We start from the raw sequence: 16112 nt of genomic DNA on the forward strand, positions 1-16112 counted from the left end.
GGCCGGGTGGGAGCGTCGCGGTGAAGGATCCCCTTACGGGACGCCCTCTAACCCGTTCCCGTACGGGACGATGCGAGCGCTAGTCTCCTCGCCGTGATCCTTGATCTAGAGCCCGGCGACGCGCGGTGGGCGGCCGCTCTTCTCGTCCTCCGCGAGCTGCGCCCCCATCTCACTGACGAACTGCTCGAGCTGGTACTGCGAGAAGGCGCGCCCCAAGGTCTCCGCTTCACCGCCCTACTGCAAGACGATCGCTGCGTGGCTGTCGCCGGCTGGCGAGTAGTCGTCAACACGAGCGCCATCAGGAAGCTCTACGTCGATGACCTCTCCACCGCCGCCGCCGAGCGATCCCACGGTCACGGCGCGGCACTCCTAGCCGCCCTAGCGGAGCGAGGCCGGGAACTGGGGTGCAGCGCGATCGAGCTCGACTCCGGCGTGCAACGCTTCGAGGCGCATCGCTTCTACCTACGCGAACGGATGGACATCACCGCCCATCACTTCGCTCGACGGCTCGACCAGTAAGTGCAACGGGCTGCCTCCCCGCACCGTTCAGCAGGGGACCGCCACCGGACGCCGGATGTCAGTGGGTAGTTTCACCGTCCGGACGACGATCCCCATATGGGACGCCGTTCTACCTTGCGTTGCGCAACCGCAGACGATCGACGGTGACGCCGACCGCGACGGTGACTGCGGCGGCGACCAAGCCCCATCCGAGCCCGAGCGTGTATGTTCCCCTGCTCGGGTCAGCCCAGTTCTCGATCTCCGGGCGTCTGGCGAAAGCAGCAGCGTTGAGCTGGGTTGCCACGAAGGCGACAACAAGAGTCACCAGCGCAAACACCACCAGCGAAGCCAGAACCCACATCAGGAGCTGCCGACGTCGACTCCGCGCGTTCCCCGGAACAGTCATGTGCTGAGCGTACGAACTGGACCGCCGTGGCGCACTAGCCGCGGTGCAAAACGTCAACGATCAACCGGTCATCCTCCGTCTCTCGACGAAGGAGCAGGGCGTCCGGTGGTCGATCCCCATACGGGACCGTCGCTCGGTGGAGAGGGACCCCGCGCAACCGCTCGACCCACGCGCACGACTGCAGCGGAGCCACTGGTTGACTCATAGTGCGAGCGTCGGAGTATGGTTCAGATCATGGCCGGCGAGATGCGAGAGACGACGTTCTGGATCTTGACCACGTTGGCGACAGGTCGGCGCCACGGTTACGCGCTCCTCCAGGAGATCGAGGAGCAGTCCGAGGATCGCGTGCGCCTTCGAGTGACGACGCTCTACGCGGCACTTGAACGGCTCGATACGGAGGGTCTTATTTCTTCCGATGGAGACGAGCGGATCAACGGTCGAGTCCGTCGCTACTTCCGACTGACTGACGCCGGCCGTACTGCGCTCGGTGTCGAGGTCGATCGCATGGAAGCCAGCGCGCGCCGAGCGCGGGCGAACCTCGGACTCGTTCCCACCGCAGCGATCCGACCTGGCCACGCCCCCGATTGGAGAACGGCATGACGACGAACGATGACGCCTACCGAGCCGACCGCTTCCGACGCGCGTTGCGCTGGTACCCGCCCGTATGGAGGGCGGAGCACGGTGAGGTGCTGCTCGGCATCCTGTTGGACGAAGCCGACGACGCAGGCCGGTCCCGCCCCACGCTCGGACAGCGAGTCACTTTGATGGTCGGTGGGGTGCGTCACCACTTCCGTTCGCACGCTGGCCGATCGCCGGCCGCGATCATTCCGCTCGCTCTAGCCACGGCGTTCTTCATCTTCTACTTCACGATCAACTGGTCACCGGGGATCAACTATCCCGGCGCGATCGGACCGTTCACCAATCCCTCCGTCTTCGCGGGAGCCGCTTTCGTTGTCGCGCTCGGGCTCGCGATGGCCGGACGAACAGGTGCCGCCCGCGGCATGGCACTGGCGGCTTCTGCCGCGGAACTGATCATCGCTTTCGTGTCGGCGTCCGCAGGGTGGCTTGGTCCCGGCCTCTCGACAGCGGCGCCTATCGCAGCGCTCGGCCTGCTCACAGCGCTCCCCTGGCGCGGACGAGTCACCGCCGCGGTCTCGACGCTCGTACTCATCGGCCTGCCTGTCCTGCTGATCGGAATCGAGGCGCTCGGAGCAATGGTCTTCCCGATGTACCCAGCGCTGCCGGCTGGACTGCAACTCCCCATCGTGTGTGGCGTGTTGCTGGCGATCGGACTCGCCGCGAGCCGAGCAGCGCGACTCGAAAGGAAGCTGCCCGGCGCCCTAGACGCCTGACATGCTGAACGCGGGCTTCATCATTCGCAAACGGATCCGCAGCCGAGATCCCGGAGTGGAACAGAACATCAACTGGTCGAGCATCTGTAACAGCAGCCCGGCTGGCGACATGTCCCAGGTATGAGCCCACCACAGTCCGCCCGCGAGGCGAGCTTCTCCGAACTGTACGAACGCGAATACGTCAGCGTCGTCAGATTCCTGAGACGTCGCACTGACCCCGAGCGCGCCGCCGACCTCGCGCACGAGGCGTTCCTGATCGCCTGGCGCCGACACGACACCGCGCCATCAGAGGACGAGGCCGCGCGGGCGTGGCTATTCACCATCGCCCGGAACTGTCTCCTCAACGACCTCCGCAGTCAGCAGCGCACCACCGCGCTCACGATCCGGGTCGCCGCCACCACCGACGCGGCCGCGCGGTCACCGGAGGACGCGATCGCGACCCGACTCGACCTCTACCAGGCGTGGCAGCAGCTCAAACCGCAGCACCAGGAAGCGATCGCGCTGACGGCCTGGGAAGGACTCGACTCCCCCTCCGCGGCCGGAGTGCTCGGCATCACCGCCGTCGCCTTCCGACTCCGACTTCACCGAGCACGCACCGCACTGCGGGCACTGCTCGATCCCCCTTCGCACCAGCACCACGCCGACTCGCCCGCCTTGGAGGCATTATGACCACGCCCGAACTCCTCGTCACGAAAGACCTCGACCCGGCCGCCCACTACGAGCTCGACGGCCCGGCCCACGAAGCCGCCGCAGCGCGGCTCCAGATGATCCTCCACAGCGACCCGGTGGCCGCTCGAGAGCCCGCCGCTCGGCGCCCTCGGGGATGGCAGTTCATCCTTCCCGCAGGGCTCGCGGCCGCAGCACTGGGAGTCGCTCTCGCCGTCCTGCCGTCCGGTGTCGACTCCCGCGCGTACGCCTCGTGGACGTCGACCGCGGAGGTTGCCAGCACGTCCGACCTGACCGTCGCGGGCGCTGCGTGTGCGTCAGGTGACGCGGAGCAGCTCGGGCAGCCGGCAATCGGGGAACGGCGCGGCGATTGGGTGCTGCTCTCGTACACGACGCCCAGTCAGCGGGCGTGCCTCATCGAGATCCCGGCTGGGACGAGCGCTGCTGGGAGGTCGCTCATCAGTTCCACTGGAAGCGAGGGCGGCTTCACTCCGCTCGCTGACGAGTACACGCAGGGCGGCATCAGCCAGTTCGCCGGCGAGAACCTCCCGCCCGCCGCCTTCACCAGCGGCGACGTCGGCTCGGACGTGACCGGGCTCACCATCCGCACCGGCGACGGCACGAGCGTCATCGCCACGATCACAGACGGCCACTGGGCCGCGTGGTGGCCCGGAACCGGCCTCACCGAGGGAGGCGAGACGGGCCGCGGCGGACCGGAGCCGACCTTCGCCGTCACGCTCACCCTCCGCGACGGAAGCACCATCACCGACGCCAGAGAATCCTTCAACCAGCCCTAGCCGGCGCGTGAATCTCCGCGGCCGACGTTAAGAACGAGCCTCGGCCGGACACGTCGGTAGTGACGAGCAATCACCGAGGGGGAACGGGCATGGACGATCTGGACAATCTGGTGCGACGAGCTGCGCCGCCGGCGCTGGGCGAGGATCCGGCGGCCGCCGACGCCGCGCGCGGCATTGCCCGGGCAGTGGCCGAGAGGCGTCCGCCGCGACGTTCGTGGTTCCGCTCAGGAGTCGGAGCGACGGTTCTGGCGATCGGACTGGTCGGAGTCGGAACCACGGCCGCCGTCGCAGGGCCGTCGCTGCTGCAATGGGTCGGCTGGACTCCGGACGTCGCCGTGCAGCGCACGTTCGAGCTCACCGAGGGTGCCGACATCGGGACCTGCGCAGTCGTCGCCCGCATCCAACCGGAGTACGGCGGCGGGCTCTCCGACGAGGAGACCGACGAGCTGACCGAGAGGGCTCGCGAGTTCCTCGCGCAGCACGACTGGGATCCGGTCATTGCCCGTGTCACTCCGGAGGCCATCGAGGCGGCCCTGGCGTCGAATCAGGCGGGGATCGATGAGGCGAACGCTGCGGCGGAAGCCGCCGGCCGCCCGGCAGACATTCCTGACGCGACCCCTGGGGTGATCGCAAGCTCTCTCATGGGCGACGAGATCCGGGATGTGCTCGAGGAGGCCGGCTACTTCACGACCAGCACCTCCATCGAGATGGCGGGACAGTGCGACAGCGATTCCCCCGGGACTACCGAGTGATCGCGCGACGACGCCGGTCCGACCAGGACGCGGCGCTCGAGAGCCTCCACGCCGCGAACGCAGCGGATCTGCTCAGCTACTTCGGCCGACGAGTCACCGTTCCCGCTGACGCCGCTGACCTTCTCAGTGAGACCTTCATCGTCGCTTGGCGACGCATCGAGCAGCTGCCCGCCGACCCCGAGCGAGCACGCATGTGGCTCTTCGGAGTCGCCCGCCGAGTCCACTCGAACGCTGCACGAGGAGCCATCCGACACGACGACCTCACGCAGAAACTCCGCCAGCACTTCGACGCCCACCGACCCGATCCCGTCGGCGCGGACACCCTCGACATCTGCACAGCCCTCGACGCCCTCCCGGAGAATCAATCCGAACTGATCCGGCTCATCCTCTGGGACGGCTTCACCCTCCCCGAAGCCGCGACAATCCTCCGGATCAGCGAATCGACAGCACGCGGCCGACACCAACGAGCCAAACTCCGACTTCAAGCCGTCCTCCGACCACGCGAACACCATCGAGGTCCCACCAATGACTGAGCAAGCAACGAACGTCGGTACCGGTTTGCGGGCGGCGACTCCAGCATCCGATGGATCTGTGAACGCGTTCATCGGCTGGACCGCTGCCGGCGTAGTCACGGTGGTCGCCGCCCTGGTTCTGATGTTCAGCAGCTTCATGGTGGCTCTGGGGGTCACGGACGCGGATCCATCCGAAGGGGCCATCGCGATCGGTGCCGGCGGAGTAGGCGTCGTCATCTGGATCGTCGTTGCCGCTGTCGGAGGCTACGTCGCTCCCCGGAGGCTTTCGCGTCGACCTGCTCTCGTCGCGTGGCTTCCAGCTGTGGTGAGTGCCCTCTGGTGCGGGATCGCTATCGGCCTGTTTCCCGTCCTGCTCGAGAACGTCGTCTTGCCGATGTCTTTGACCCCTGTGCCGATGAGCCAGCCGCTCCTTTTCCAAGCGATGATCCTCACGGCCGGAGCCATCCCGGCTGGAGCTGGGTTGCTGGTGATTAATCTCGTGTTGCGCGTGATCAGAGCCCGCCGCGGCCGAGTCGCGACGCACGCGAGAGGTGACGCGCCTGACGTCCGGAGTCAGCGCGCCTCGTGATCCACGGCAAGAGGGGACGAGACATCAACTAGATGAGGCACGGCGTCGGCTCAGCGCCCAGACGAGCGCGCCCGCGAGGATCACCGCGCAGGTCAGCCCGGCGACGTGCAGGACGAGCGACGGCACGCCGTTCTCGGGGAGCAGGAAGCCGTACGGCACCCACCCGTCGGTCGCCCCGCGGACGAGCACGACGACGACCCAGACGATCGGGTAGGGCAGGACGACCCACAGCCGGCGCCAGGAGAGCAGTCCGCGGTCGGCGACGACGATCCAGTCGAGGAGGACGAGCGCGGGGAGCACCACGTGCAGGACGGCGCTGACCCAGGGCGGGGCCGTCCCGGTACCCGGAACGAGGGTGTTGTAGATCACGGCGACGACGATCGAGTAGGCCGTCGCCGCGCCGCGGACGTAGCTCAGCCACACCGGCGTCGGACGGCGGGCGAGCGCGACCGATCCGGCGACGATGAGCACCGCGCTCGCGAGGAGGCTGGTCTGGTTCGTGAAGTAGCCGAAGTAGTCGAACGGATTCGGGTCGCCGGCCACGATGCTCAGCGCGTAGGTGTGGGGGATCACCGCGACCGCGGCTGCACCGACGGCGATGCGCGCTACACCCACGAGTGGGCGGGTCGGTGCCGGGGAACTCATCGGGTCAGCCTAGGAGCCGTCGGGCTTCCTGATGGCCCGCGACAGACGCTCCCCTTTCGGAACGGTGCTGAGCATTTCAGGCCGAGACGCGACCACGAGGAAAGCGGTGACGTCGCTTAGCCTGAGCCGGTGGGGACGTTCTCGAAAGTGCGCAGCACGCTCGCGGTCGCGGCATGCCTGGTGGTCGTGACGGGATGCACGGCGCAGCCTGCACCACCGACTCCGCCACCGGCGACGAACACGGCCGACGGCTTCACCTCCCCGCTGACCGGCGATCTAGGCGTGGCGACGTTCACCGGGAGCGACGGGACCACCGGCGCCGTCCAGTTGAGCGCGGCGGACGGCCGGCTGGCCCTGACATCCGACGAGCTCGTCATCCCCGCCGCGTCCTCCGGTTCCGTAGCGGTCATGGGGGCGCTCGATCCGATCGACGCGGATACCACCTGTTTCGACGTCGATTTCCCGATGCGTCTCGCGGACGCGGAGTCCGGGAAGCCCTACGAGGCGTGGCGGAACCTCGCAGAGTTCCGCGGCGACCCGACAGCGATCGATCAACTCGTTCTCACGACACGACCGCAGGACGACCCCGACTGCTCGACCAGAATCCTCGCCATCGCTGACGTCCAGTGGAACGTGCAGCCGCAGCGCAATACCCTCGTCGCCCGGGACGCCGGCCCGCGTGCAGCAGCGCGTGGCGAGGTGTCATCCACTGACGGGAAGCCGACGTTGTACGCGGTCGCTCGCAACGACCTCGCAGAGGACGTCGCGGCACGATTCGGCATGACGGCCGACGACCTGTTCTACCTCAACCCGTTCCGGTTCCCCTCGGACGAGATCCTCCGCGTCGGTGAGGACCTGAATCTCACCGTTGCCGCCCGATGACCGCGAGCCAGACGGTCGCCCTCGACGGAGGAGCGTGATGGTCGCCGTATCGGCCGCGGCGCTCTTCCTGCCCCAGCTGCGGATGCTGCCGCGGCCCGTCATCAACCAGGAGCACCCGTGTTTCTAGCGTTCCTCGCTGGCGCCCCCGCCGTTATCGGAATCCTGTGGCTCGTCAACCTCTCAGGCGACGGGTCCCAAGAAAAGGTGCGGCGGGACACCTGCATCGGAGTCCTCGTCGTCAGCCTGCTGTTCGTCGTCGGAGCCGTCGTCTACTGGTTCGTGGCGGTGGAGACGAGCAACGATGCTCAGGGATCGTTCGGCGGTTCCGCCTTCGCCGTCGCCGCGCTGATCGTCAGCGGCATCCTCGGCCTCATCCTCACCTTCATCCTCTGGCTCACGATGCCAAGAGGGACAAGGGTGGAGCGCGACTGATGCCCGGCGCTACTCGCTCGACGATTTGATCGACAGGCGTTCACACCACTGACCCCGCAGAGACCCTTTGACAGGGCGATGAGAATCGCGCCCTGCGTAGGCTGAGCGACAGTTCGACGGACGGAGCAGCACACACCATGACAGACACGAACGCGATCGGTCGACTCTCGGCCGTGGCCGCTGCGACCGGGCTCGTTCTGGCCCTGGCCGGGTGCACGGCACCCCTCGATGGAACCGCCGTCGCCAGCCCCTCGGCGACGTCCGCCGCTCCCAGCCTTCCTACGAACAGCCCCACGGATGACTCTGATGCAACGGACGCTCCCGCCGCCCAGTCGCTTCTGGAGCAGCTGCCCATCCGCACGTCACTCGAGAGCGTGTCCAACGATGCGACCGGCGATCTCCTGATCGAGGAGCGAGAGGACGGGACGGTGTGGCTGTCCCTCAGCGGGCTGAACCTGACCGGAGCAGTGGAACCGCGAGTCCTTCTCACGAGCGCTCCACTCGAGGACAACGACGGCGAGCTGAGGTTCCCTTCGGACGTCGGAAGCGAGGTCGGGTCACTGACAGCGGACGCCGACCAGGAACTGCAGATCACGGATCCCGAAACGATCGGCAGTATCGAGAGCATTCTGATCTTGGGCGTCGGTGATCCTGGCGTTTGAAACCTCGCAGCTGCCCGGGTCTCGCCCTCCAGTACGGGACAGTGACGCCGCAGCGCCGCGAACGGCAGGCATCGCCAGGCACCGGCACCGGCCTTCGAATGGAGAGCACACGCGTCGCGCTCCCCTACGAGGTGTCCCGCGATACAAGCAGTTCCCGCAAGAACGGGCAGCATCCACTCGACCCGACCCTTCGGCCAACGGAGCGCAACGGAGCGCCGGATGCCTGATCCCAGCGTGATCATCCTGGTGCCCTTAGCCATCATCTGGTTCTTCGTGACCTACTGGCCGATCATCTCCGTGGCGTTCGTCGTCCTCTTCGTCATCGTCGGATTCGTGGTCCTCATGCGCCGTGAGGCGCGACGCGGCGACAGCTAGGAACTGCACGACGCTCTCGAAGACGTCGCTACGGTCGAGGTGTGAACAGCGCAACGATCGGTCTGATCGGCGTCATCATCGGCGCCGTGACCTCCCTTGTGGCCTCAGTGGTGGTGCCGTGGATCCGCGACGAGCTGGACAGGCGTCGATCGACGCGCGAGCGGACCGCAGCGGAGCGCCGACAGTGGCTCATGGCTGCCCTTTCCGCGCTTGTCGAATACCGACAGGCAAGCGGGTCACGGGCAGCAGCCGCCGCGGATCCCGGCGCTCCCGGTGCCGCGCAGGCGAGGTTCTCGAACGCTCTCAACGAGCTCACCGTGCGACTGACTCCAGACGAACAACCGATCCTTGATGTGCTCATGGCGATCTTCGCGATGGTGCAGCAGCCTCGACGCGGGATAGAGAACATGGTGGGCGAGGCCATGTCCGTTCTCACGCTGTGGGCTCGAGGCGACGTCGAGACGTCGGCCGTGATTCGCGAAGTGGAGCAGCGCGCCGGCGTCACCTTCTCGGAGGACCGCCGCGGCGTCACCCCCACGGCGTCGCCCTCCACTTCGTAGGCTGAGCGCATGTGCGGTCGGTTCGTCGTCAAGGACTCCACGGCGGCCCTGCTGCCGGATCTCGTCTCGGCCAACTTCGGGGGTCTGCGGCCGAACTACAACGTGGCGCCGACGTCGCCGGTGACCGTCGTGCGTGAGCGCGACGGGGAGCGGTCGGCGCCGACCGCGCACTGGGGGTTCGTGCCGGTGTGGGCGAAGGACTTCAAGAAGCAGCGGCCGCAGCCGATCAACGCGCGGATCGAGACGGTCGCGAGCTCGCCCATGTTCCGGAAGGCGTTCGCGACGTCGCGGGTGCTGATTCCGGCGGCCGGCTACTACGAGTGGACGGTCACGGAGACGGGGAAGCAGCCGCACTTCATCTACGAGCCCGACGCGGCCCTCGCCATGGCCGGGATCGTGTCGGCGTGGCCGGATCCGTCGAAGGCGGAGGACGATCCGGAGAAGTGGCGGCTGTCGACGGCGATCATCACCCGCGACTCGCATGTGGCGCCGGGTGAGGTCCACGACCGGATGCCGGCATGCATCACGCCGGACGGATACGACGACTGGCTCGGCGGACACCTCGACGTCGACGCCCTGATGCAGCTGCTCGACCGGGAGTCCTACGCAGTCGCGCACGACCTCGAGCACTACGAGGTGTCCCGCGACTTGAACAGCGTCCGCAACAACGGCCCGCACCTGCTCGACCCGCTCCCGCCGGCAACGATCGCGAGCTGACCGGGATGACTCTCGACCTGTGGGCGCTGCTGCTCCTTCTCTTCTTGAACTACCTGCCGTTTGTCGCAGTCGGCTTCGTCATCCTGTTCGTGATCGTGGGGTTTGTAGTCCTCATCCGCCGCGAGGCGCGACACGACCGTGAGTAGCAAGTGCTCGACCAGATGCACGGGGCGCCGCCAACGTTGGCACTTCGTGTCTAATGGTGCGGTGCGGTCGAGAAGTGGGGACTTCGTTGACGCCGCGAGCGGCCATACCGGGCAAGGGGCTCCGGTGCCGCCCTGCTCTCGGCCGCGCGAATGGCGCGGCCGAGAGCAGCATCCGCCGGCTCAACGGCGCTGCGAACCGGCCCTTGCCGAACGCGTCTACCCTGACAGGCATGGCGAGACGCGCGACGACTGCAGTTCACGACTCCGGTAGCAGCGAGGGACGGTCTTGGCTGGCGCATCTCTTCGGCCGGCCGGCCGCGGAGACGCAGCCCGTGGTTCCAGCCCGTGTTCCGCGGGCGCCGCAGACGCGGGAGCAGATTGTCGCGCAGTACACGTCGATGGTGCAGGGGTTCGTGGATGACGACCCCACTCAGCCGCCGTCCGCGGTGTTCGTGTGTGGCGTTGGCCCGATGACGGTCAACGTCGACGGCGACAGCCGCGTTGCCCTCACCCCGCGAACCTCGATGAACTGAAACGTCGATGGGACTTTCGATCGTGGGTTCTTACCCGTTGCTACAGGGTGGGTCATGGCGTTGACGGACTCTGAGCGGCTAGCTCTCGCCCGAATGGTCGAGACCGCCGAGGATCTCGATCGGTGGCGGCTCAGAGTCCAGCGCGTAGAGGAGCCTGAGCGCGGCAGCGAGCTCGCGACGGACGACGAGATTTTTCCGCGGGCACCGATCAGCCAGACCGTGCGGACGTCGCTCGCGTCCTCAGGTGAGCACCTTCGCCTCGCGCTGGATGCCCTGAACGCGGGATCGCTGTATCCGTCCGCGCATTTCACCGTGCTGCGCGGGGCCCTGGTCGGCGCGTGTCAAGCGGTCTGGATCCTGGCATCCGACGAACGGTCCGTGCGCCGCGAACGCGGTCTGACCGTCAACGCAGAGATGCACAAGCAGATGCGCATCTACTACAACTTCCTCGTCGGCACCGACATTGCAGATGAGGAGCGCGCTCTTCTGCAAGGGCAACGGTTGTGGCTGAGTGAGCGTACGAACGACGTCGCATCGTTGAGAAGCACGAAGGCCGAACTCGACGTGACGAAGGTGATTGGTGTCGCAGCCGATTATGCCTTCGCGGACCCGGCCTCACGTGATGCCGTTCGCCGGCTGTGGCGCGAGATGAGCGCTGATGCTCACGTTCTGGGTTGGTCGCTCTTTCAGCGATCGACCTTCGGGCCGGCGGACCGACGAACGGGGGTTGGCGAGGGCAAAGCAGGAGGGGTGCCAGAGTTTGTCGCGCAACCGTTCCTGGCTTCGTACCGCATCTTGAAGCGCGGGTGGTCGCTGTTCGATCAACGCTGTGAGGGCCCGTAGGCCGTTCCTGGCCCCGTGGACACGTCCAGGGTCCGGTGGGAGGGTGGGCGCATGTCGAAGCCTCGGACCAAGCTCGCGCGTGCTGCGCTGATCAGCAACGGGATGGTGTGGTTCGGGCTGTCGTTCATGCTCTTCGCGATCGCCGGCGAGCAGACGTACGCGGCGTTCACCGGTGAGTGGTTCAACGTGCTCGGGTGGGTGCTGATCGTGGCCGTGGCCGCCGGCCTGGCGGTGGTCGGTGTGATCGAGAACCGCAACATCCGGGCGGGGAAGAAGTACAAGCCGCGTCCTCGCCGCTGACTACCGCTCGAGCGCGCGTTGCCGTTCCACGCGCGTGACCGGGGGGTCGAGGGGGCTCTCCCCCTCGTGCGGGCCGGCCCGTTTCGGGTCGGCCCGCGCACGCGCTCAGAGTGCGAGCGTGTGGAGGATCAGGGTCGTGGAGCCGATGGGCTTTGGGAAGTCGGTGTAGTCGAGGGGCGCGCGGCGGTTGCTGATGAGGTCGAGGGCGATCAGTTCCTCCTCGGATTCATCCGTCATGTCGCCGGGCTCCTCGTCCCATTCGCGGAGAACCTGGCGGTCGGCGTCGAGGACTTTCCACAGTTCCCAGACGTGGGCGATGGGGCCGGTCGTCTCGTATGTGAAGACGAGGGCGGTCGCGGTGGGCCAGCCGTAGGCGGCCGCGGCGACGATCAGCGCTCGCGCTGCGGCGGCGGTCGCGTCGGCGTCGGCGGACGCGGCCGCGGCGTCGACGGCGACCTCGGCCGCTCGCAGCGTCGGGTCCTCCTGGTACGGGTCGAAGCGGTGGGCGGGGCGGGGTGCGGTGGTCGTGGTGGTCATGGTGGGGCCTTCCTGTGCAGCAGTGGGAGAAGAGGAGGGGGCGGGGACCGGCGCGAGCCGGTCCCCGCCGGGTGGGCTAGCTGAGCCCTGCGGCGTCGGCGGGGGTGTTGTCGCCGGTGACGACCTGCTCGACCGGGGAGAGCGCGTATCCCCAGGCGGCGAGCTGGCGGAAGTGCTCGGCCGTGCGCTCGTCGCCGCGGCGCCAGGACTCCTTGCTCGTGTGCGCCTCCTGACCTTCGAGCACGACGGCCAGCGCGACCAGGCGGGCCTTCGCGGGGTTCCCCTCGATCAGCGCCGCGAGAGCGTCGGCGCGGTAGCCGGAGGGGCGCTCGATGCGCAGCAGCGCGTGCGCGAGGTCGCTGCCGCCCGTCATCCCGGAGGACACCGCGAACCGGTGAGCGGTGAGGCCGAGAGCGATGACGCGATCCGCGTCCTTCGGGAGGGTCTTGCGGGCGAGGAAGGTCGCGATCCACTCGCGGCGCACCTTCTCGGCCGCGTTCCACGCCTTGTTGCTGGCGATGAGCACCTTCCGCTCCGCGGACTTCTCGGCCCGCTCCTCCTCGGCCTCCTCCTCGGTCTGCGGCTGCTCGGGGGCTCCGTAGGCGTAGGTGAATCCGGCGGCGGTGGGGTCCTGGACGAGGAGGGTGACCTCGACCTCGCCGCGCCAGCTGGTGTCGATGAGCACTCCGCGGCCGGGAGCGGCGGCGACCTGCTCGGGAGTGACGCTCTTCCCGTCCTCGCCGCGCAGCTGCCGCACCGGCGTCCACGTCGCTGCGTCGCCGTAGGCGTCGGAGCGGGTGAGGATCTGGAAGCCGTTGCCGGTGTACTCGGCGGCGGTCGCCGCGAGGAGCCCCTGGTGCGCGGCCTCGTCGCGGAGGGTCTGCGCGGTGTGCTCGAACTGGGCCGGGTCGTGGGTGGCGACCTCGATCAGGGTCGCGCGGGCGTCGGCGTCGTCCTCGAACTCCAACAGCACCGCCGCCTGGTCCAGGGTCAGCTCGTGCTCGTGCAGAACGGACGTGACGGTCGCGGACTCCGCGACCGCAAGCCCCTTCTTCACCGCGTCGGTCTTCGTGCCGGTGCGCTTGGCGATCGCTGCAGCGGACACGCCCTCGAACGCGAGCTGCGCCCACGCGGCGGTGCGATCCGCGACGCTCAACTCGGCGCGCTGGTCGTTCTCGATGATCTGCTGAACGATCCGATCCGCGGTCGTCTCGTCGCCCTCCACGACGTAGACCGGAATGGTGGCGACCCCGGCCTCGCGGGCGGCCAGGGTGCGGCGCTGTCCAGCGCGAACGATGACGTTGCCGCGCTCGTCACGGCGGGCGAGAACAGGGGTAATGACCCCGTTCTCGCGGATCGACGCGATGAAGTCCTTCGTCAGCGGGGCGCTGGTGCGCACGTTCGCCTCGATCACGAGGGTGGTCGGGTCGATGTGCTGAACGGTCCCGGTTCCGGTGGTGATAGTCACGATGGTTTCTCCTCAATCGGTGTGCGACCATTGAGGCGACAAGTCCCGTGGTTCTAGACCAACTACGGGGCTTTTGTCGTCTTCCTGATCGTTTTTCTTTGCCTCTCCGGCGAGTGAAAACCAATTGAGTGGAGTCGGCGGAGTGACGGCTCTCTCGGGCGAAATAAGGGAGCGTGCGACCGCGTCCGAGAGAGACGGCACGCAGCCGACGGAGCGAGATAGGTTGAAACCGCGGAGAGGTGAAGAAAACGGGTAATCCGGCCGCGTAGCGGCTCCCGCCGGCGGTGCTCCGTCACCGCTGCGCGTGCGGAGCTCGCGCCCCGCCGGAGAAACGACGTCGGTAGGCTTCGGGCAGGTGACGCTTGATCACCCCGAACGGGAGAACGACATGAACGCCGTGATCTACCGCATTCGCTCCATCGCCGCATCGCTCCGCGCGAAGTTCACCACAGCGCCGACGGCGCTGCCGAAGGATCCGTTCGGGGAGCCGCCCCGCGAGGCTCACGACCCGCACTCGTACCAGGAAGAGTCGTGGAAGGCACCTGCGCGCTCCACGATCAACTTCCACTAAAGCCATGCTCCCCGGGGGAGTGTGAGGGGGTCGCCCCTCACGGGCCGGCCCAGAAGGCCGGCCCCTCCCCCGCACTACTCGGCGGGCGTCAGGAACGCGATCAGCGCGGCGGCCTCGTCGGTGCCGTCGTCGTAGACAGGCATCCCGCCGGGTCCGCACTCCCCCGGCAGTCCGAGCGTGTTGCGGGTGTGCGCGAGGATCTCCGCGTCGATCGCGGTGGTGTTCTCCGGGTCCTCGTCGCGGCTGGTCGCGAGGATGAGCGCGAGCTGTTCGGCCGTGGCGCGGCCTGTGTCGGTGCGGGTCATGGTGTGGTCCTCTCAGCGGTTCAGGAACGGGGCGACGCGGCGGATCGCTGCGCGGCGGGCGTGGGCGACGCAGTGGCGGAACGAGCCGCTGGTGATGCCGTGCAGCTGGTCGGAGTGCCACGCCTCCCAGACCCCGGACTTGCGGCGGGTGACGTGCACCGAGGGCATCGTCTTGGGGTCGGTGCCCACGACACGGACGTCGACCGCGCGGGTGTTCGCGAGCGTGAGGTAGGTCTTCGCGGTGGTCTGCAAGTCGGTGGCGGTCTGCATGGTGTGGGTGCTCCCTCTGGCTGATCGTTTTTCTTTGCCTCTCCGGCGGGGAAAACCGTTTGAGTGGAGGCGGCGCAGTGACGCCGATAGCGGGCGAAATAAGCCCGCAGGGCGCGTCCGCTATCGGTGGCACGGAGCCGGTGGAGCGAAATAGGTTGAAACCGCGGAGAGGTGAAGAAAACGGGTGGAACGGGCCGCATCGCGGCCTCCCATTGGCGGTGCTCCGTCGCCGCTGCGCGAGTGCAGCTCGCGCCCCGGAACGGGACACCGGGGAGCGTGAGGGGGTCGCCCCTCACTGGCGGGCAGCGCAGGCCCTCCTGCTTAATTGCTTGGCTGGCAGGCGGCGCTGGCGGCTACGGTGGGCGGATGAACCGCCTTACGGCAGCTGCGATCGCGATCGCGGTGCTCACTGTCGCCAGCGGTTGCTCGGCGGTTGCACCTGAACCCGCGTCGAAAGCGCCGAACGGCGATCCGATCGTCGCCGCTCGCAGCCTCCCTGATGCTGGTGGCGTCGTCGCCGGTAGCGACGCCGGTTCGAGCTGCGGCGAATACGTTCTTGAACAAGGAAGTGACCTGCCCAGCACGGCTCGAGCATGCCTCGCGACCGCCGCGATCGCGGAAGACGAGGCGGAACTGGCGTGGAGCACACCGACCACCGACGGCGACCCGATCGTCTCGTTCGCGTTCGTCGGAGGCTCGATCAACGGCGTCGACGTGTACACGACGACAGCGTTCGATCGCCACAACGGTCTCGAAGAGCCCACGGGCGTGGGCGCCAGCTGGTCACTCCTGCACTGTGCCGATCCGGCAGATCTGCAAGGTTCGGGCGACTGCGAACGCTACGTCGAGGGATGAATCCTGAGCCGAGCACCTCGGAGACTGAGCCGCATCGCGGCCTTGGATGTGCGGTGCTCCGTCACCCGCCGGCCCCCACGCTCGAGCGGTTCGTGTCAGCGTCGGATGCGACGATGGAGGCATGTGGGAACTGGCACACCGGACGCGCGCGGAATCGGCATCAACGGTGGTGCGCAGCAACGCGGCGACGAGCGCCGCGGCGATCCCGGAAGTGCGCGCAGCGATCCCGGAGGATCACGTCATCCTCTACGCGGTCCGGATCGCGAACGGCTCGGAGTAGAACCCACCGGGATTCGCTCGGAACCACTAGCGTTGCGATCAGTTCCGGAAAGCGATGGTCTCGTGATGGCAAACGTGTTGAAGTTCGTCGGAAAGGCATTCGTGATCGTCTTCCGCCTTCTGGGTGCGGCGGTGTCCGCGGGACTCGCCGCTCTGGGCG

General features: G+C 67.7%; 26 protein-coding genes. 20 read left to right on the forward strand and 6 right to left on the reverse strand.

Annotation, left to right across the window (positions count from 1 at the left end):
- Positions 1–93 precede the first annotated feature (93 nt).
- Positions 94–519: a GNAT family N-acetyltransferase gene (locus C5C49_RS04185; protein WP_104261654.1), complete on the forward strand. Its 426-nt coding sequence runs from the start codon at positions 94–96 to the stop codon at positions 517–519.
- 109 nt (positions 520–628) lie between these two features.
- On the opposite strand, the gene C5C49_RS04190 is transcribed toward C5C49_RS04185, so the two are convergent.
- The gene (locus C5C49_RS04190) at positions 629–904 is read right to left on the reverse strand and encodes a hypothetical protein (RefSeq protein WP_146078850.1); all 276 of its coding nucleotides are present in this window, start codon (positions 902–904) and stop codon (positions 629–631) included.
- Between the two features lie 222 nt (positions 905–1126).
- On the opposite strand from C5C49_RS04190, the gene C5C49_RS04195 reads away from it, so the two are divergent.
- The 7 genes from C5C49_RS04195 (at position 1127) to C5C49_RS04225 (ending at position 5572) form a co-directional block, all read left to right on the forward strand.
- The gene (locus C5C49_RS04195) at positions 1127–1504 is read left to right on the forward strand and encodes a PadR family transcriptional regulator (protein ID WP_219812216.1); all 378 of its coding nucleotides are present in this window, start codon (positions 1127–1129) and stop codon (positions 1502–1504) included.
- Entirely contained in the window at positions 1501–2256 is a 756-nt protein-coding gene (locus C5C49_RS04200; protein WP_104258130.1) for a hypothetical protein, read from the forward strand. The genes C5C49_RS04195 and C5C49_RS04200 overlap by 4 nt, the downstream gene beginning before the upstream one ends.
- Before the next feature lie 120 nt (positions 2257–2376).
- Positions 2377–2925, forward strand: coding sequence for an RNA polymerase sigma factor (locus C5C49_RS04205; RefSeq protein ID WP_104345490.1), 549 nt, complete (start codon positions 2377–2379; stop codon positions 2923–2925).
- Positions 2922–3719, forward strand: coding sequence for a hypothetical protein (locus tag C5C49_RS04210; RefSeq protein WP_104345491.1), 798 nt, complete (start codon positions 2922–2924; stop codon positions 3717–3719). Before C5C49_RS04205 ends, C5C49_RS04210 begins: the two co-directional genes overlap by 4 nt.
- A gap of 89 nt (positions 3720–3808) precedes the next feature.
- Positions 3809–4471, forward strand: a complete 663-nt coding sequence (locus C5C49_RS16710; protein ID WP_146084837.1) for a hypothetical protein — start codon at positions 3809–3811, stop codon at positions 4469–4471.
- Positions 4468–5004 carry a sigma-70 family RNA polymerase sigma factor gene (locus C5C49_RS17500; RefSeq protein ID WP_181135703.1) on the forward strand — a complete coding sequence of 179 codons (537 nt, stop codon included), beginning with the start codon at positions 4468–4470 and terminating at the stop codon, positions 5002–5004. The genes C5C49_RS16710 and C5C49_RS17500 overlap by 4 nt, the downstream gene beginning before the upstream one ends.
- 58 nt (positions 5005–5062) lie before the next feature.
- Positions 5063–5572 carry a hypothetical protein gene (locus C5C49_RS04225; protein ID WP_104345493.1) on the forward strand — a complete coding sequence of 170 codons (510 nt, stop codon included), beginning with the start codon at positions 5063–5065 and terminating at the stop codon, positions 5570–5572.
- Positions 5573–5596: 24 nt separating this feature from the next.
- Here the strand turns inward: C5C49_RS04225 and C5C49_RS04230 are convergent, their stop codons facing one another.
- Positions 5597–6217, reverse strand: a complete 621-nt coding sequence (locus tag C5C49_RS04230; RefSeq protein ID WP_104345494.1) for a Pr6Pr family membrane protein — start codon at positions 6215–6217, stop codon at positions 5597–5599.
- Positions 6218–6346: 129 nt separating this feature from the next.
- Between C5C49_RS04230 and C5C49_RS04235 the strand changes: the two genes are divergently transcribed.
- From C5C49_RS04235 to C5C49_RS04270, 10 genes are all read left to right on the forward strand, one after another.
- Positions 6347–7099 carry a hypothetical protein gene (locus tag C5C49_RS04235; RefSeq protein WP_146084838.1) on the forward strand — a complete coding sequence of 251 codons (753 nt, stop codon included), beginning with the start codon at positions 6347–6349 and terminating at the stop codon, positions 7097–7099.
- Between the two features lie 204 nt (positions 7100–7303).
- Entirely contained in the window at positions 7304–7531 is a 228-nt protein-coding gene (locus tag C5C49_RS04240; RefSeq protein ID WP_146084839.1) for a hypothetical protein, read from the forward strand.
- Positions 7532–7668: 137 nt separating this feature from the next.
- Positions 7669–8193: a hypothetical protein gene (locus C5C49_RS04245; RefSeq protein WP_104345497.1), complete on the forward strand. Its 525-nt coding sequence runs from the start codon at positions 7669–7671 to the stop codon at positions 8191–8193.
- A gap of 219 nt (positions 8194–8412) precedes the next feature.
- Positions 8413–8568 (forward strand): hypothetical protein, encoded by a 156-nt coding sequence (locus C5C49_RS16860; RefSeq protein WP_181069059.1) that lies wholly within the window; start codon positions 8413–8415, stop codon positions 8566–8568.
- A 41-nt stretch (positions 8569–8609) separates the two neighbouring features.
- Positions 8610–9128, forward strand: a complete 519-nt coding sequence (locus tag C5C49_RS04250; protein WP_104345498.1) for a hypothetical protein — start codon at positions 8610–8612, stop codon at positions 9126–9128.
- Between the two features lie 9 nt (positions 9129–9137).
- Complete coding sequence (locus tag C5C49_RS04255) at positions 9138–9845, forward strand: SOS response-associated peptidase (RefSeq protein WP_104345499.1); 708 nt, start codon at positions 9138–9140, stop codon at positions 9843–9845.
- A gap of 5 nt (positions 9846–9850) precedes the next feature.
- Positions 9851–9991 (forward strand): hypothetical protein, encoded by a 141-nt coding sequence (locus C5C49_RS16865; RefSeq protein ID WP_181135704.1) that lies wholly within the window; start codon positions 9851–9853, stop codon positions 9989–9991.
- A gap of 230 nt (positions 9992–10221) precedes the next feature.
- On the forward strand, positions 10222–10524 hold the full coding sequence (locus C5C49_RS04260) for a hypothetical protein (protein WP_146084840.1): 303 nt from the start codon (positions 10222–10224) through the stop codon (positions 10522–10524).
- Between the two features lie 93 nt (positions 10525–10617).
- Positions 10618–11367: a hypothetical protein gene (locus C5C49_RS04265; RefSeq protein ID WP_146084841.1), complete on the forward strand. Its 750-nt coding sequence runs from the start codon at positions 10618–10620 to the stop codon at positions 11365–11367.
- 51 nt (positions 11368–11418) lie between these two features.
- On the forward strand, positions 11419–11667 hold the full coding sequence (locus tag C5C49_RS04270; RefSeq protein ID WP_104233598.1) for a hypothetical protein: 249 nt from the start codon (positions 11419–11421) through the stop codon (positions 11665–11667).
- A 105-nt stretch (positions 11668–11772) separates the two neighbouring features.
- Here C5C49_RS04270 and C5C49_RS04275 read toward each other — a convergent pair whose 3' ends face one another.
- Both C5C49_RS04275 and C5C49_RS04280 read right to left on the reverse strand, forming a co-directional pair.
- Positions 11773–12204, reverse strand: coding sequence for a hypothetical protein (locus C5C49_RS04275; RefSeq protein WP_104345502.1), 432 nt, complete (start codon positions 12202–12204; stop codon positions 11773–11775).
- A 76-nt stretch (positions 12205–12280) separates the two neighbouring features.
- Positions 12281–13672 carry a ParB/RepB/Spo0J family partition protein gene (locus tag C5C49_RS04280; protein WP_181135705.1) on the reverse strand — a complete coding sequence of 464 codons (1392 nt, stop codon included), beginning with the start codon at positions 13670–13672 and terminating at the stop codon, positions 12281–12283.
- 355 nt (positions 13673–14027) lie between these two features.
- On the opposite strand from C5C49_RS04280, the gene C5C49_RS04285 reads away from it, so the two are divergent.
- Positions 14028–14243 carry a hypothetical protein gene (locus tag C5C49_RS04285; protein ID WP_146084842.1) on the forward strand — a complete coding sequence of 72 codons (216 nt, stop codon included), beginning with the start codon at positions 14028–14030 and terminating at the stop codon, positions 14241–14243.
- Between the two features lie 74 nt (positions 14244–14317).
- Here the strand turns inward: C5C49_RS04285 and C5C49_RS04290 are convergent, their stop codons facing one another.
- Entirely contained in the window at positions 14318–14548 is a 231-nt protein-coding gene (locus tag C5C49_RS04290) for a hypothetical protein (RefSeq protein WP_104345505.1), read from the reverse strand.
- Between the two features lie 12 nt (positions 14549–14560).
- Positions 14561–14818, reverse strand: a complete 258-nt coding sequence (locus C5C49_RS04295; protein WP_104345506.1) for a hypothetical protein — start codon at positions 14816–14818, stop codon at positions 14561–14563.
- Between the two features lie 366 nt (positions 14819–15184).
- Here C5C49_RS04295 and C5C49_RS16715 point away from each other — a divergent pair, with 366 nt between their 5' ends.
- On the forward strand, positions 15185–15673 hold the full coding sequence (locus C5C49_RS16715) for a hypothetical protein (RefSeq protein WP_146084843.1): 489 nt from the start codon (positions 15185–15187) through the stop codon (positions 15671–15673).
- Positions 15674–16112: the final 439 nt, after the last annotated feature.

Origin of the sequence: Rathayibacter sp. AY1E2 (genome assembly GCF_002932325.1) — a bacterium.
Taxonomy (GTDB): domain Bacteria; phylum Actinomycetota; class Actinomycetes; order Actinomycetales; family Microbacteriaceae; genus Rathayibacter.

What these genes read in the sequence shown, in the direction of transcription:
- C5C49_RS04230 (WP_104345494.1), bottom strand. Translation starts at nt 6,217, where the DNA reads ATGAGTTCCCCGGCACCGACCCGCCCACTCGTGGGTGTAGCGCGCATC.
- C5C49_RS04200 (WP_104258130.1), top strand. Translation starts at nt 1,501, where the DNA reads ATGACGACGAACGATGACGCCTACCGAGCCGACCGCTTCCGACGCGCG.
- C5C49_RS04195 (WP_219812216.1), top strand. Translation starts at nt 1,127, where the DNA reads ATGGTTCAGATCATGGCCGGCGAGATGCGAGAGACGACGTTCTGGATC.
- C5C49_RS04245 (WP_104345497.1), top strand. Translation starts at nt 7,669, where the DNA reads ATGACAGACACGAACGCGATCGGTCGACTCTCGGCCGTGGCCGCTGCG.
- C5C49_RS04210 (WP_104345491.1), top strand. Translation starts at nt 2,922, where the DNA reads ATGACCACGCCCGAACTCCTCGTCACGAAAGACCTCGACCCGGCCGCC.
- C5C49_RS04190 (WP_146078850.1), bottom strand. Translation starts at nt 904, where the DNA reads ATGACTGTTCCGGGGAACGCGCGGAGTCGACGTCGGCAGCTCCTGATG.
- C5C49_RS16865 (WP_181135704.1), top strand. Translation starts at nt 9,851, where the DNA reads ATGACTCTCGACCTGTGGGCGCTGCTGCTCCTTCTCTTCTTGAACTAC.
- C5C49_RS16860 (WP_181069059.1), top strand. Translation starts at nt 8,413, where the DNA reads ATGCCTGATCCCAGCGTGATCATCCTGGTGCCCTTAGCCATCATCTGG.
- C5C49_RS04205 (WP_104345490.1), top strand. Translation starts at nt 2,377, where the DNA reads ATGAGCCCACCACAGTCCGCCCGCGAGGCGAGCTTCTCCGAACTGTAC.
- C5C49_RS16715 (WP_146084843.1), top strand. Translation starts at nt 15,185, where the DNA reads ATGAACCGCCTTACGGCAGCTGCGATCGCGATCGCGGTGCTCACTGTC.
- C5C49_RS04290 (WP_104345505.1), bottom strand. Translation starts at nt 14,548, where the DNA reads ATGACCCGCACCGACACAGGCCGCGCCACGGCCGAACAGCTCGCGCTC.
- C5C49_RS04295 (WP_104345506.1), bottom strand. Translation starts at nt 14,818, where the DNA reads ATGCAGACCGCCACCGACTTGCAGACCACCGCGAAGACCTACCTCACG.
- C5C49_RS16710 (WP_146084837.1), top strand. Translation starts at nt 3,809, where the DNA reads ATGGACGATCTGGACAATCTGGTGCGACGAGCTGCGCCGCCGGCGCTG.
- C5C49_RS04255 (WP_104345499.1), top strand. Translation starts at nt 9,138, where the DNA reads ATGTGCGGTCGGTTCGTCGTCAAGGACTCCACGGCGGCCCTGCTGCCG.
- C5C49_RS04270 (WP_104233598.1), top strand. Translation starts at nt 11,419, where the DNA reads ATGTCGAAGCCTCGGACCAAGCTCGCGCGTGCTGCGCTGATCAGCAAC.
- C5C49_RS04275 (WP_104345502.1), bottom strand. Translation starts at nt 12,204, where the DNA reads ATGACCACCACGACCACCGCACCCCGCCCCGCCCACCGCTTCGACCCG.
- C5C49_RS04260 (WP_146084840.1), top strand. Translation starts at nt 10,222, where the DNA reads ATGGCGAGACGCGCGACGACTGCAGTTCACGACTCCGGTAGCAGCGAG.
- C5C49_RS04265 (WP_146084841.1), top strand. Translation starts at nt 10,618, where the DNA reads ATGGTCGAGACCGCCGAGGATCTCGATCGGTGGCGGCTCAGAGTCCAG.